The following is a 13197-nucleotide window of genomic DNA, read 5'->3' on the forward strand; positions in this document are numbered from 1 at the left end:
CTTCTATTCCCATGTTCCTTTAACCAATCACTCCTTTACTAAAATCGTTTGTTGATGGTTGCTCAGAATCAAGGGTAGTGCTCCCATCATTTGCGTTTTAACAAGCAAAATACAAGTGTTAGAATTAACAAACTTATAGTCACTTTGTAGTATCTAAGTAATGGAGCAGTCAGATATCTCCGGATGATATCTAAAAATGATTTTACGGAACTAACTATATTCATTATTACAACCTATCGTTTGAAGTAATAATTATTACTTTTTATTTAATTGTTGTAATAATTGTGACTATTTAAAAGTATACTATCATGGCTTCTAATGAAAAGTAAATGTTTTTTTATAGAAATGAAAAGTGAAAGGAAAGTATGAGACTTAATTAAAAAAATAAAAAAGTGATAAAAACATAAAATATCGAATTATTTTATACATTCGATATTTTATGCTTTTACCACATTCGTAAATTTAATCAGTGTAATGATAATTAATTTTTGTAAGGACTGAATTGATTTTATCGAGACGATCCTTTGTCTTGTCAGGATAATTTATAGCTATCGCACTTACAAGATAATCGGCCACAAGTAGCGATGCTATAGGTGAATTATGAAAAGCGATACTACTCGAGCTACAAGTGAGTACTAAATCTGAGTACTTAACTAAAGGAGAAGAATAACTGTCGGTAATTGAAATGACCTTGGCATCGTTACTTTTGGCAGCTGTTACAAACTCAACAGTTCTTCTAGCGTACCTTGGAAAGGAGGTTGCAATAACTAAATCTTTAGAAGTTAAAGTAATTCCTTTATCCACCCAATCACTTAAGTCAGAGACAATTAGCTCACAGTTTCCGAGTAGTCGATTAAGCCCAAAAGATAGATGCTGTGCCACGGGTAAACCACTTCTAACGCTTGTACAAAATATTCGATCTGCAGAGACAATCATTTCTAACGCTTTATTTAGGCTCTCTGTAGAAATCATTTCTACTGTTGATTGAATGTTATTGAATTGACTTTCTGCACAGCGCATCCACAAATCACTCTCATCTAAGCCCTTCAAATTTGTTTCTAATCTGATTTGAGGAGCAGCATTGTTACGTAAAAGCTCCTGAAGTCCTTTTTGAAACTCTGCATATCCAGAATAGCCTAGACTAAAAGCTAATCTCATTATCGTGGTCGTACTAGTTTTTACTGTCAAAGCCAATTGATCAACAGTTAAAAAAGCTACATCGACAGGATTTTTAAGGATATAGTCTGCTACTCTACGTTGAGTTTCTGTTAGTTGTGATATGTTATCTTTTAATTTTAATATTGGATTTTCCATATATTCGCTCCAATTAAACAGATTATATTGTAAATTTTATTTTTTTAAGTATACAAAAAGTATTTATCACAATACTTACTTGAATTTTAGCATGTTTGATTTTTTATGTAAAAATGTTTCTTCTAAGTAATAAATCTTAGGATATGGATATGATTTTCTAACGGTTTGTTTTAAAAAATAGATTTACTTTATTAGGCATCGGTGATAATATAACACTTAAATAAAGAGTAATAAATATTACATTTAAATAAAATGTAGTAATATTTATTACAATCACTTTTTTTACGATTTTCTCTATCTTTTTCGAAGTAGGAATACGTCACTAATTCTATTAAACCATTTTAAAATTTGTAAGCGTTATCTTCGTTTGTTAAGTAGAACATTTTGAAAGAGGTACGTTTAGTGCAATTTCTGTATTACAAAAAAAGAATAGGAGTGTATATTAATGAGTCATTTAGCACCAGTATTATCTGAAGATATTATTAAGAGAACCAAGCGTCTTAATACAACCCTTATCTCTGATGCAATGGGATGTACAGGTTCAATGGATTATAAAATTAAGCCTGTATCTCCAGGAATGAAGGTAGTTGGAACTGCCTTAACTGTAAGTTTAAGACCTGGAGATAACTTATTTCTTCACCAGGCGATCTATGATGGGACAGAAGGTTATGTATTAGTTGCTGATGGGAAGGGGCATACCGCAAATGCTTATCTCGGAGAATTAATGGCAGCTGCAGCTAAAGCTATGGGAGTAGAGGGCATTATTATAGACGGGGCAGTTCGTGATAAGGAGACGCTTAGCCAATCAGAGTTCCCTATTTTTTCAAAAGGGTTTATTCCAAATGGCCCTCTAAAAGACGGTCCAGGTGAATTACATAAACCTATTTCTTGTGGAGGTGTAGCCGTTATTCCAGGAGATCTAATTATAGGTGATGATGACGGGGTTGTTGTAGTTCCAAAAGAAAAGGTTGAAGAGGTTCTTTCTAAAGCTGAAAAAAAATTAGAGTATGAGAAAACACGTTTAGAAACGATTGAGGTATTTGAAAAAGCGCGTCTGCAAGGTGAAGTTGGAGGCAACATTCAGCCTTCATGGTTAAGAGAACAAATGAAAGTATATGGATTATAAACAGAAGGGAGAGCTTTAAAATGAGATTGGGTTTTATTGGATTTGGAGAGGCAGCCTTTGAGTTGTCAGTTGGCCTAAAAGGCGAAGGGCTAGAAACCATTTTTGCTCATGATGTTATGATAGACCATCCTACATTTGGTCCACAAATTAAAGAACGGGCTACTCAAGCTCAAGTAGAAATTCTTTCTAAACCTGAAGAGATGTTAAGTCAAGTAGATGTAGTAATGGTGGCAGTACCAGCAGATAAAGCTCTCGAAGTTAGTGAAATGCTGAAACCATTCATAAAGAAAGATTGTATCTATGTAGATGTATCAGCTTCTACTCCAGTAGTGAAACAAAAAATTAATACAAATATACAAGAAAAAAATGCATTTTTTGTGGATGTCGCAATGCTAGGTCCCTTGCCAGTTTACAAACACAAGGTCCCCATTTCAGCAAGTGGAAATGGTGTAGATCGATTAATATCCTTAATGAATCCTTACGGTATGAACATAACTAAAGTAAGTGAAAAACCTGGTGATGCTTCTGCTGTAAAACTAATCCGCAGCATTTATATGAAAGGTGTAGTTGCTCTTTATCTAGAGTTATTAGAAGCTTCTCATGAATTTAATGTAGAACAATTAGTCTTAGATTCTATTAGTGAAACTCTTGATAGCAAGAGCTTTAGAGAAACAATGAACCGATTAGTAACCGGAACGTCTATACATGCATTGAGAAGATCAATTGAGTTAGACGGTTCTATTCAAATGTTAGAGGCTTCTAATTTAGATTCTGTTATGTCGAAAGCAGCAAAAAGTAAGCTAGAAACATTGGCTTCATTTAATTTAAAAGAAAAGTTTAAAGGACAAAAGCCAGACCATTGGTTGGATGTTATCAAGGCATATAAAGAAGATGTTACTGTAAACAATTAAATAAACTCATCTATTATATCAATATTAAGTTAAGGGGTGTATTTACATGGGAGTATGGAATTTTCAAGGCGGTTCTATTTGGTCAGAAAAAGGGTTCATTCCAAATAAGTCTACAAGTATAACAGTTACTCATGAGGATGATAGGGATATTCATTTATCTGAATCTAGTGTAATTATACCGGGACTAGTAGATTTTCATTGTCATTTATGGGCGCCTGGAGCAGAGATTGGTGTTACAGATAAACAATATCTCTCCTCAGGAGTAACTACAGTTGGGGACGCAGGTACTTTTGGTTATGACGGATGGGAAGAAGCAAATCGTTACTGGGAAAACAGCCCGTTAACAGTACGTTCTTGGTTATCAGCCTTACCAGAAGGGCTAACCAATCACCCCAACCCTAACCCGACCAAGCCAGAAAACATTTCGTTGGATCGAATTGTTGAAGTTGCATCTTCAGTTGAAGAGAGTTTATTAGGAATTAAAATTCGCTTAGGCCAGGTGGACGAAACTACTGACCGGTCTTTATTACGCTTAGCAAGAAAAGCAGCCGATCAAACTAATTTACGAATAATGGTTCATTTAACTGGAACGAAACTAGATATTGAAGAGGTAACACAATTTTTTAATAAAGGGGACATTCTAACTCATCCATTTCAAGGAAGGAATGGAAACGTGTTAAATACTGCTGGAAAGGTAAAAAAAGAATTTCTAGCTGCAGTGGAAAGAGGAATATTATTAGATATCGGCCACGGTAGAAAACACTTTAATTGGGATGTTTTTTATAAATGCTTAGCTGAGGGAATTAAACCAGATACTATCAGTACAGATTTAACAAGCGCGTCATGGAGAGAATACCCTGTTTATAACATGAGCTACATAATTTCTAAAATGATTGTAGGTGGACTGTCTCTAGATGAAGCTTTTAGAGCAGTTCTGGTAACAGCTCCTAAATTGTTAGGAATTGATGATTTTACTTCTACTCAAAAAAACCTTGTGGTTCTAGATTCTGCTTCCACTGAGACTGCTTTTCCCGATGTAGATGGAGAAACTGTGTTAGGTAACATTAATTATCAACCAAAACATTTGATATTTAACGGTATACCAAGCATTGAGAGCATTTTTAATTAAAAATAAACGTTTTTGACACCATTAAAAAAAGTTTTATCATCAGATTTGATTTAGTTAATTTTGCTCGTTGTTTTGAGGAGAAAACAGAAGGGTAATTGGAGATACTCTTACACATCTTATAGAACCACAAGAGTATCTCTTTATTTTTCAAAACAAATGTAAGCGCTTTTAAAATTTCTTTTATTATTTTAAAAGGAGGAATTTGAATGGAAAATTCTCAATTGAATTTCGAAAAGAAGACAATTCGAAAGGTAACACGAAGAATTATCCCGTTTCTATTTTTACTCTATATTATTTCTTATCTAGACAGGGCAAATGTAGGATATGCAGCATTGGAAATGAATGAAGCACTAGGACTAACAAGTAAAATGTTTGGTCTCGTTACAGGTATTTTTTTTATTGGTTATTTTATCTTTGAAGTACCAAGTAATATTTTAATGCAAAAATTTGGGGCAAGAGTTTGGATTACTAGAATTCTCATTACTTGGGGAATTATCTCTATGGCAACCGGGTTTGCTCAGAGTGCTAATCAGCTTTATATTATTAGATTCTTTCTTGGAATAGCAGAAGCAGGTTTATTTCCTGGTGTTATTCTATATCTTACTTATTGGTTTCGAGCTAAAGAAAGAGCAAGTACAATTGCGATGTTTATGACAGCAATCGCAGTTTCTTATATTGTTGGAGCTCCCGTTTCTACTCTAATTATGGATCATATTCATTGGATGAATGTACCTGGATGGCGTTGGATGTTTATTATAGAAGGTGCCCCTGCTGTTGTTTTAGGATTTGTAACATATTTCTACTTAACAGACCGACCAGAACAAGCAAAGTGGTTAACAGATGAAGAAAAAAATTGGTTGATTTCAGAATTAAGAAAAGACGAGGAGCTAAGAGAAAAGAAAGGCCAACAAACCTCTAGTCATAAGACAGCTTTGACTGATCCTAAACTGTGGCACCTCTCCTTAATTTACTTTGTATATACTGCAGGCACACTAGGCGTTGGTTATTGGATGCCCCAAATTATTAAAGGATTGTCGAGCTACTTAACAAACACACAGATTGGATTCATTGCTACAATTCCTTACATTATTGCTTCAATAGTAATGAACTACTGGTCAAGGCGTTCAGACCGCACTGGCGAAAGACGTGTACACACAGCTTTACCGTTACTCGTATCTGGTTTAACGCTATTTAGTGTAGGGATGGTGTCTAATCCATTTATTGCGATGATTTTGATAACAACTTCATTGGCAGCAATGTATTGTTTTAAAGGTCCTTTTTGGTCATTGCCAACTATGATATTAAGTCCAGCCACAGCAGCTGTTGGGATTGCAATAATTAATTCAATCGGAAATCTAGGGGGTTTTGTTGGCCCTTATGCAGTTGGATGGTTAAAAGATTCTACAGGAAACATGCAATCTGGTTTAATCTTCTTAAGTATTATTTTAATTATAGCTTTTATATTAGTATTAGCTATGAAGTTTGATAAAAAGATAATTGCTTTAAAAAGTCAGAAGGAAATAGGGAAAATCTAACTTAAAAATTCAAGGAACATGTTTGGAGTATCTACACGTATAAAAGTGGAAATAATCTTTGAACTGGAGTGTTTTTTCATGTGGATAGTTACTATAATAAATGCTTATTCAAGAGAAGATAATATTACCATATTCGAATTCAAAACAGAAAAAGAGGCCGAAGAAACATATAATAACTTGCAAAAAGGGAAAATTTTTTCCGACATCTTCTACTGTCAAAACCATTTTTAATACTTTCAAAAGCCTTACTAGTTAATATCTTGATAATGGAACTAACTTATGCCACTTTACCTAAAGCAATGGGTTACAATAAATTAGTTGTAGTCGGGAAAATATGCTATTGGTCGCTAATTAATAGTTACAAACGCTAAAACTACAACCCATAAAAATTGATCTATTAAATCTTCTTAATATAATCCTTTTTATTTTATATTAATTTGTATTTAATGATAGAGCTTAAAGTCAGTGTGAACCTTAAAATTTAACATTTAAAAAGTTTATTGGCTACCGATAATCAAACTTATGTTAACTCAAAAAGAAAAAGCCTATGTGCTTGCCAGAAGTACATAGGTTTTTAATAATTAAGACCATTAATATATAACTACTATTACCTCAGTAACTGTTCCATCTTCTCTTCTGTATCATTCTCACCACGAGGCTGATAAACAGTTACCTTTAATTCAGGTGCATCATACACCTGGAGCGTAACATGATCCATAATCATTTTTCCTGCCACAGGGTGGATAATGGTCTTTTTTCCACAAGGTGTACCTAAAACTTCATGATTAGACCACCACTCGTAAAACTGAGGGCTTTTCTCGCTAAGTTCATTAATCATGGTTTTAAACCACTCATCTCCGACAAAACGTGTGTAAGCTAGGCGAAATTGGGCAATTAGTCGTTGGGCATGATCTTCCCAATTCTGAAAAAGGTTTTGATATTCTTGGGAAGTGAAGCAGCGCCACACTGCATTGCGGTTTAGCTCGTCCATTTCATGAAAGTTCCCAAATACCTTCACAGCAGCTTTATTCCAGTCTACGATATTAAGTTTTTCATCTGTTACGTAGGCAGGGCAATGACCTAATTGGCTTAATAGTTTTTTTACGACACGATCTATATTTTCTCTTTCATTCTGCACGGTTGCAGATGGAAGTGATTGATTGCCTAGTAAAAATAAATGCTCCATTTCTTCTTTATTTAATTTAAAAATACGGGATATGGCTTCTAATACTTCAGAAGATACTTGTATATCTCGTCCTTGTTCCAGCCACGTATACCAAGTTATTCCGACTCCTGCTAGTTGAGAAACTTCTTCTCTGCGTAATCCTTTGGCTCTTCTCCTTGGTCCAATAGGCAAATTAAAATCTTTTGGAGACAATCGCTCTCGTCTTATCTTTAGAAAATCCCCTAGTTCTTTTCTTCTTTCTTTATCGCTGACCATGATTTTACTCCTTCGTATAGGTAGTACTTTTACTACTAGTATAACTAGACTCCTATTACCATTATAATCCTTATTTTATGATCTAGGTAAGGGAGGTGAAACAGATGATAGTAAAAGGTAGCGAAAAAACGTCTCATATATCAAAAGGCTTAGTACTTTTAATGGCTACAGTTTGCGGGCTTACAGTGGCTAACGTCTACTTGAACCAAACTCTTTTAGTAAGCATGTCCGCCAGTTTTCATGTTTCAGTAGCCAGCATAGGCATTATAGCTACTTTAGCTCAAATTGGATATGCACTAGGAAATCTTTTGATAGTACCGTTGGGAGACATCTTTGAACGAAAAAAAATGATTTTGTTTTTATTATTCGCTATATGTATCGTTCTCGCTTTAAACGCTTTATCTATCAACAAAACGTGGATGATGGTTACAAGTTTAGCTTTAGGAATCGTAACGGTTGTTCCTCAAATTATTGTTCCGCTGGCTGCGAATATAGCTTCAGATCATAATAGAGGAAAAGTTTTAGGAAATGTCGCCATTGGATTAGTTTGTGGTATTTTAGGGGCTCGTCTTGCTAGTGGTTTCATTGATGTTCATTTTGGATGGCGAATGGTGTATTGGACGTCTGCTGTGGCTACACTTTTTATGATTTTGTTAGTTTACGTCTATTTTCCAAGGAGTAAAGGAGAGAATGCAACCAGTTATAAACACTTACTCATGTCGTTAGGTCCGTTATTTATAAAAGAAAGAGCTCTGCAACAAGCATGTGTAAGTCAGGGAATGATGTTTGCTTCTTTTAGCGCATTTTGGACCACGCTTGTCTTTTTATTCCATACAACTCCCTATTCGTATGGAAGTGACATGGTAGGGGTAATAGGGTTAGTCGGGATAGCCGGAGCATTTGCTACGCCCGTTATCGGACGTTTAATCGATACAAAAGGGGCGAGGGTTGCAAGTCTTTTGTGTATGTCCGTATCTTTACTTGCCTTTATAGGTCTTATAAGGGGAGGGTACTGGTTACCTGGATTAATTTTAGGAGCTCTTTTTATAACGGTAGGGACTCAAGCGAACCAAGTTGCCTGTCAGTTTACTATTTTCCAATTAGGAGAAGAGAAAAGAAGTCGATTAAATGGATTATATATGGTTTCCACATTTTTAGGAGGGTCCCTAGGATCTTATGTGGGTTTACTTGCATGGAGTAAATGGCAGTGGTATGGAGTGTGTGCCATATCCATAATGATGATAGCCATTAGCTTTTGTTCTTTAATTCCAATGAACATCCCTAAAAAAACGATAGGGAATTTCATAAATAAGAAAGGAAGTAATATGTAATGGGAACACATACAGATAACTTTCAACGAGGATTAGATATATTAGCTAAGATTGATCCAGAGAACTACAAGGGTATAATGGCAGGCTTTGAACAGTCAGTTCTGCCTGATTTAGGAACGTTAGCTGTAGAGTTTAATTACGGGGGAATTTTCTCGAGACCAGGTTTAGACTTAAAGTCACGCCTTCTTGCTACGGTGGCTGGCCTAACTGCATTAGGTAATACGGAACAGCTGAAATTTTATATAAACGGGGCGTTGAATGTTGGGTGGACACAGGAAGAAATTTTAGAAGCAATGTTACAGATGGTTATTTATGCTGGATTTCCTGTAGCTTTAAATACAATTTTGACAGTTGCCAATGAAGTCTTTTACGAAAGAAATGAAAAGGAGAAACAAAATGATTATTGATAGTCATGCACATGTGGTTTTGCCTATAGAGAAACATATTAAAATGATGGATGAAAGTGGAATAGATAAAACCGTATTGTTTTCTACTCTTGTTCATCCAGAAAAAAGCAGCAATGTTAAAGAATTTACCACGGAAATGAACAGGTTAAATCAAATTCTAAACAACGAGGTGAATCCTCTACAAGCACGCTTAAATGCGCTAGAAGAAGTAAGCGTTGCGATTAAGCAGCACCCGAATCGGTTTGTTGGATTTGGTTCGGTTCCACTCTCTTTTTCTTCTGGTGATTTCACTCTAAACGACTGGGTAGAGAAACTTGTCAAAGAGCAAAAGATGAAAGGTCTCGGAGAATTTACTCTTGGCCCAGGTCAAATTCCATTGTTAGAACCTATATTTAAAGCAGCAAGTGACTATACGTCTTTGCCGATTTGGGTACATACTTTTCATCCTTTGAACTTAAAGGATATTCAAGAGTTATTTGTTCTCACTCAAAAATATGAAAATGTGCCGGTGATATACGGGCATATGGGCGGAATTCATTGGCTACAAACGATAGAGATGATAAAAGACACTAAAAATGCTTACTTAGATATATCTGCATTTTATACAACATACGCCTTGTCGTTGGCTATAAAAGAAATACCTGAAAGAACGTTATTTAGTTCAGATTTTCCATATGGAGATCCATATTTAAATCTACAGGCCGTTAAGCGTCATACATCTAGCGGAGAAGTTGCAGACAGAGTGTTAGGTGGAAATATCTCGAATTTGCTTCATATATAAATTCAGCGTTTTTGTGTGATGTTATGTTGTATGGGATAACTAGCACTGAATTTTAAAATTATTTTCTGCGTTGAAATAAAAAAAGGCAGCCCTCTGTTTGGCTGCCTTTTAAACAAGATTGAACAACTAGAATTACGTTTTATCACTACATATGATGAATTCTATTTGAAATATATCATATTCTGTAGTCCTTCAGTTTCTTAATTCCTCTCTCATAGATAACTTTAAAGACTCACATTATAAAATCTACTTACTTAATTTTGTTTATTGCTAACGAGAGTGACATGCGGAGTTTTACCTTTTGATTTCCTAGATGAAAGATAAACGCCAGCAAAGATAATAAGTAGTCCAACAATGACATTTGGAGTAATTGTCTCTCCCAGTAGTAAATAACCCCAGACCATGGCCGAGGCAGGGATCAGGTAAGTAACCGTCGCTGCTAATTCAGGGCCACCATTTTTATTGATATAAAAATAGATTAACTGACCCAATCCTGAGCCAAAACAGCCAAGACCCACAATTGCCAGAAGCGGAAGTGGATGAATCAACAGATCTGATTTGAATGGTTCAGTAAACAACATTCCAATTAAACCGATGATAGCACCTGTTAGTAAGGTGAAGGTTGTTATAGTTAATACGCTCACCCCAGACAAAAACCGCTTTGTTAATTGCCCAGCAAGTCCATAGCAGATACAAGCAACAAGCATTGTTCCAATTCCGACAAACCCTTTCCCGAAAATCTGACCAAATTGAAAATCCATAAGGACGAGTATCCCGAAAAAACCGATAAGAATACCGATCCACTGACGTCCGGTAAGTCGATAAGAAAAAAGAATAAATCCGATAAGACCTGTCCAGATTGGAGTGGTCGCATTTAGAATGGAGGCAGTTGTACTGTTTATCTCAGTTTCGCTTAAGGAAATTAATCCCCACGCCAAACCACAGTTAAATATACCAACAACAATCAACGCCTTCCAGGGTAGTTTCTCTTTAACTTTTCTACGCTTCCACCATAGAAACGGGAGCAAGATGATAGCACCTGCTAGACAACGAAAAAATACAATTCCCCATATGCCAGCTGAGGGGAGCAGCCACTTCATAAATACAAAAGATAAACCCCAAATGAAACTAAGTCCAATTAAGGCTCCATACAATCGAAACATAATACACCTCCTTACTTCACTTATTATGGCAAATTTTGTTGATTATTTCACTCCGAAATTTTGCTTTGTAGAACATTTTCTCATGTTTTTTTCGCTATCTCGATATCTTTCTCTAGGTATATAAAATATTTCTTTTTTTATAAAATAATAAATTTGACGTTATTCATAGGAATAATTCGGAAAACTTTAGAGTATTTGTTGAAAAGAGAACGTTTGTTCTTGTATAATGTAGAGAACGAATGTTCTTTTTTCATAGTTTCTTTGGATCGATTAAGAATAGCTGCCAAATAGAGTCGTCATATGCACCGACATGAAGGTATTCCATGCTTTATTTTTTTCTGTTAAACGCAAACCTTGAAGAAGAGGAGAAGATGAGCTTGTTGGAGGATATTATAATCAGCGCGAAAGAAGCCTACGCGCTTGCCAAAACGATTAATTAAATTTGGCTTTCTCTTTAAGAACATCCAATTATACTATCATCTTAAAGGGAAAAGATAACCAAGATAAAAATTATATAAAATTAGTTTCTAAGGAGAAATAACATTGAACTCTACACTCAATAATTCAGAAGATATAAAAAGGGAAGAAGGACAAAAGCAGCTGCTTGAAAAAAGTCTTCAAGCTCATAGAAATAAAAAATGGATAATCAACTTTACTTGTACTATATCTTTTCTTTTAGCAGTATTATGTTTTTGCTTTCAAGTGCCAGACGCTATAATTATTACTGTTATCTTACTGTTCATATGTGTAACTTTCCAAATCGCACATAAAATGTTAAATAGAAAAATAGAGCTGCGCTTGAAACGTATAAAGCAGGATCATAGAAAGACCATATTCAAGATAAAATAAATCCTAACTTCCTGCTTATAATTCGCCTTACATTTGATTGGTACATTGCATACTCTGTTAGAAACGAAAGTTTTACTGTAATAGATAAGTATGAAATGTATAAAGGAAGCGCTTTTGCAGTTTATTCAAAATCCAGATATCTAGATTTTATTGAAGTTGGTACCATAGCTGACGATATACATCTTGGCCCGTTTAAACACTATGGAATACATGCTTTAAATCATATAATTGATGTGGTTTCAACTGAACCTCCAAGTATTTCAGTAATACAAAGAGATCGCGAACCAAAGTGAAAAAATGAGGTTAATATGTAGCACATTAACTATATTAAGAGGGGAGTAACGCTTAAGGGATCAAGAGGTGTTACGAGACGAGGATAGCTTTGCTATATCATTTGGAATATTTAAGACGCGATTCGAGGAAAGAAATACAAACCACGTATTATTAATTGAAGAGGGCTATAAACATAAGGGGTAAAAACAATGGAATTTTATGAGGCGTTAACCTATGTAAATGAGAATTTTTATAAACCCAATCACTTCGCTATAAAAGCTATTCGAGAAGAAGCTCAAAATTCAGATTATGGCGCTGGTATCTTTCAGTTAAATTCAAAATCTGTACGATTTAGGGTGGCGAAAACTATCCCTAACAAGGTAGGGCAGTTTGTATCCTTTTGGGAAAAAGATGCGACTCATAAAAACCAAGCCTTTTCGTATGAAAAAGCTACCGATCTATTAGTTATTAATACCTTCACTAGTACAAATAGATTTGGACAATTCATTTTTCCAAAAGAAGTTCTTTTAAAACAAAAAATTCTTAAAACGGCTACCACAAAAGGCAAGATGGCAATTAGAGTGTACCCGATATGGGATACACCAACTAGCAAACAAGCTATGGAAACACAGAAATGGCAATTAGAATATTTTGTTGAGACGAACTATACGAATAATTTGCTCCATCAAAAATTATTAAAGCTATACTTCGAGAGTCGCAATGATTAAAGCCTTACATACAAATAAACAAGTGTACTTTACGTACTATAAGAGAAGTCAATGTATAACAGAGACAGGATTCATTCAGTTTGTTGATGCTCTTAGTAATTTATTTATTTTCATGGATCACATGCAGTTAAGTGAACTAATCGATGTTCGCTTTGTATAATGAGCAAACATACTTAAAATGTTTATAATTTTGATAACTATCAAGTCAA

The 13197-nt window shown here is 34.9% G+C and carries 12 protein-coding genes; 9 read left to right on the forward strand and 3 right to left on the reverse strand.

Translation table 11 applies throughout. The features are described 5' to 3' along the window. Window positions 1-462 precede the first annotated feature (462 nt). Window positions 463-1314: a MurR/RpiR family transcriptional regulator gene (locus ACRPLY_RS10060; RefSeq protein WP_274862736.1), complete on the reverse strand. Its 852-nt coding sequence runs from the start codon at window positions 1312-1314 to the stop codon at window positions 463-465. Window positions 1315-1759: 445 nt separating this feature from the next. Here ACRPLY_RS10060 and ACRPLY_RS10065 point away from each other — a divergent pair, with 445 nt between their 5' ends. From ACRPLY_RS10065 to ACRPLY_RS10080, 4 genes are all read left to right on the forward strand, one after another. After that, complete coding sequence (locus tag ACRPLY_RS10065; RefSeq protein ID WP_274862735.1) at window positions 1760-2440, forward strand: RraA family protein; 681 nt, start codon at window positions 1760-1762, stop codon at window positions 2438-2440. Between the two features lie 20 nt (window positions 2441-2460). Further along, window positions 2461-3351 carry a prephenate dehydrogenase/arogenate dehydrogenase family protein gene (locus ACRPLY_RS10070; RefSeq protein ID WP_042992187.1) on the forward strand — a complete coding sequence of 297 codons (891 nt, stop codon included), beginning with the start codon at window positions 2461-2463 and terminating at the stop codon, window positions 3349-3351. 46 nt (window positions 3352-3397) lie between these two features. Continuing rightward, complete coding sequence (locus tag ACRPLY_RS10075) at window positions 3398-4480, forward strand: amidohydrolase family protein (RefSeq protein ID WP_432231809.1); 1083 nt, start codon at window positions 3398-3400, stop codon at window positions 4478-4480. 206 nt (window positions 4481-4686) lie between these two features. Further along, window positions 4687-6015, forward strand: coding sequence for an MFS transporter (locus tag ACRPLY_RS10080; RefSeq protein WP_274862733.1), 1329 nt, complete (start codon window positions 4687-4689; stop codon window positions 6013-6015). 607 nt (window positions 6016-6622) lie between these two features. On the opposite strand, the gene ACRPLY_RS10085 is transcribed toward ACRPLY_RS10080, so the two are convergent. Next, window positions 6623-7456: a helix-turn-helix transcriptional regulator gene (locus ACRPLY_RS10085; protein WP_432231810.1), complete on the reverse strand. Its 834-nt coding sequence runs from the start codon at window positions 7454-7456 to the stop codon at window positions 6623-6625. Between the two features lie 104 nt (window positions 7457-7560). On the opposite strand from ACRPLY_RS10085, the gene ACRPLY_RS10090 reads away from it, so the two are divergent. From ACRPLY_RS10090 to ACRPLY_RS10100, 3 genes are read left to right on the forward strand one after another with little or no spacing between them, the layout of a single operon-like run. Next, window positions 7561-8787, forward strand: coding sequence for an MFS transporter (locus tag ACRPLY_RS10090; RefSeq protein ID WP_432231811.1), 1227 nt, complete (start codon window positions 7561-7563; stop codon window positions 8785-8787). After that, entirely contained in the window at window positions 8787-9194 is a 408-nt protein-coding gene (locus ACRPLY_RS10095) for a carboxymuconolactone decarboxylase family protein (protein WP_432231812.1), read from the forward strand. The genes ACRPLY_RS10090 and ACRPLY_RS10095 overlap by 1 nt, the downstream gene beginning before the upstream one ends. Beyond that, complete coding sequence (locus ACRPLY_RS10100; protein WP_432231813.1) at window positions 9184-9975, forward strand: amidohydrolase family protein; 792 nt, start codon at window positions 9184-9186, stop codon at window positions 9973-9975. The genes ACRPLY_RS10095 and ACRPLY_RS10100 overlap by 11 nt, the downstream gene beginning before the upstream one ends. 254 nt (window positions 9976-10229) lie before the next feature. Here the strand turns inward: ACRPLY_RS10100 and ACRPLY_RS10105 are convergent, their stop codons facing one another. Then, a complete protein-coding gene (locus ACRPLY_RS10105; protein ID WP_048019380.1) occupies window positions 10230-11138 on the reverse strand; it encodes a DMT family transporter in 909 nt (302 codons plus the stop codon). 1331 nt (window positions 11139-12469) lie between these two features. On the opposite strand from ACRPLY_RS10105, the gene ACRPLY_RS10110 reads away from it, so the two are divergent. Both ACRPLY_RS10110 and ACRPLY_RS10115 read left to right on the forward strand, forming a co-directional pair. After that, on the forward strand, window positions 12470-12988 hold the full coding sequence (locus ACRPLY_RS10110; protein WP_432231814.1) for a MepB family protein: 519 nt from the start codon (window positions 12470-12472) through the stop codon (window positions 12986-12988). Next, window positions 12981-13148 carry a hypothetical protein gene (locus tag ACRPLY_RS10115; RefSeq protein WP_226313303.1) on the forward strand — a complete coding sequence of 56 codons (168 nt, stop codon included), beginning with the start codon at window positions 12981-12983 and terminating at the stop codon, window positions 13146-13148. The genes ACRPLY_RS10110 and ACRPLY_RS10115 overlap by 8 nt, the downstream gene beginning before the upstream one ends. The last annotated feature ends 49 nt before the right edge of the window (window positions 13149-13197 follow it).

The organism is Priestia sp. TGN 0903 (genome assembly GCF_050846855.1).
GTDB lineage: Bacteria > Bacillota > Bacilli > Bacillales > Bacillaceae_H > Priestia > Priestia zanthoxyli.

Excerpts from the sequence above, each read along its gene's own strand:
- ACRPLY_RS10060 (WP_274862736.1), bottom strand. The coding sequence starts at position 1,314 with ATGGAAAATCCAATATTAAAATTAAAAGATAACATATCACAACTAACA.
- ACRPLY_RS10065 (WP_274862735.1), top strand. The coding sequence starts at position 1,760 with ATGAGTCATTTAGCACCAGTATTATCTGAAGATATTATTAAGAGAACC.
- ACRPLY_RS10070 (WP_042992187.1), top strand. The coding sequence starts at position 2,461 with ATGAGATTGGGTTTTATTGGATTTGGAGAGGCAGCCTTTGAGTTGTCA.
- ACRPLY_RS10075 (WP_432231809.1), top strand. The coding sequence starts at position 3,398 with ATGGGAGTATGGAATTTTCAAGGCGGTTCTATTTGGTCAGAAAAAGGG.
- ACRPLY_RS10080 (WP_274862733.1), top strand. The coding sequence starts at position 4,687 with ATGGAAAATTCTCAATTGAATTTCGAAAAGAAGACAATTCGAAAGGTA.
- ACRPLY_RS10085 (WP_432231810.1), bottom strand. The coding sequence starts at position 7,456 with ATGGTCAGCGATAAAGAAAGAAGAAAAGAACTAGGGGATTTTCTAAAG.
- ACRPLY_RS10090 (WP_432231811.1), top strand. The coding sequence starts at position 7,561 with ATGATAGTAAAAGGTAGCGAAAAAACGTCTCATATATCAAAAGGCTTA.
- ACRPLY_RS10095 (WP_432231812.1), top strand. The coding sequence starts at position 8,787 with ATGGGAACACATACAGATAACTTTCAACGAGGATTAGATATATTAGCT.
- ACRPLY_RS10100 (WP_432231813.1), top strand. The coding sequence starts at position 9,184 with ATGATTATTGATAGTCATGCACATGTGGTTTTGCCTATAGAGAAACAT.
- ACRPLY_RS10105 (WP_048019380.1), bottom strand. The coding sequence starts at position 11,138 with ATGTTTCGATTGTATGGAGCCTTAATTGGACTTAGTTTCATTTGGGGT.
- ACRPLY_RS10110 (WP_432231814.1), top strand. The coding sequence starts at position 12,470 with ATGGAATTTTATGAGGCGTTAACCTATGTAAATGAGAATTTTTATAAA.
- ACRPLY_RS10115 (WP_226313303.1), top strand. The coding sequence starts at position 12,981 with ATGATTAAAGCCTTACATACAAATAAACAAGTGTACTTTACGTACTAT.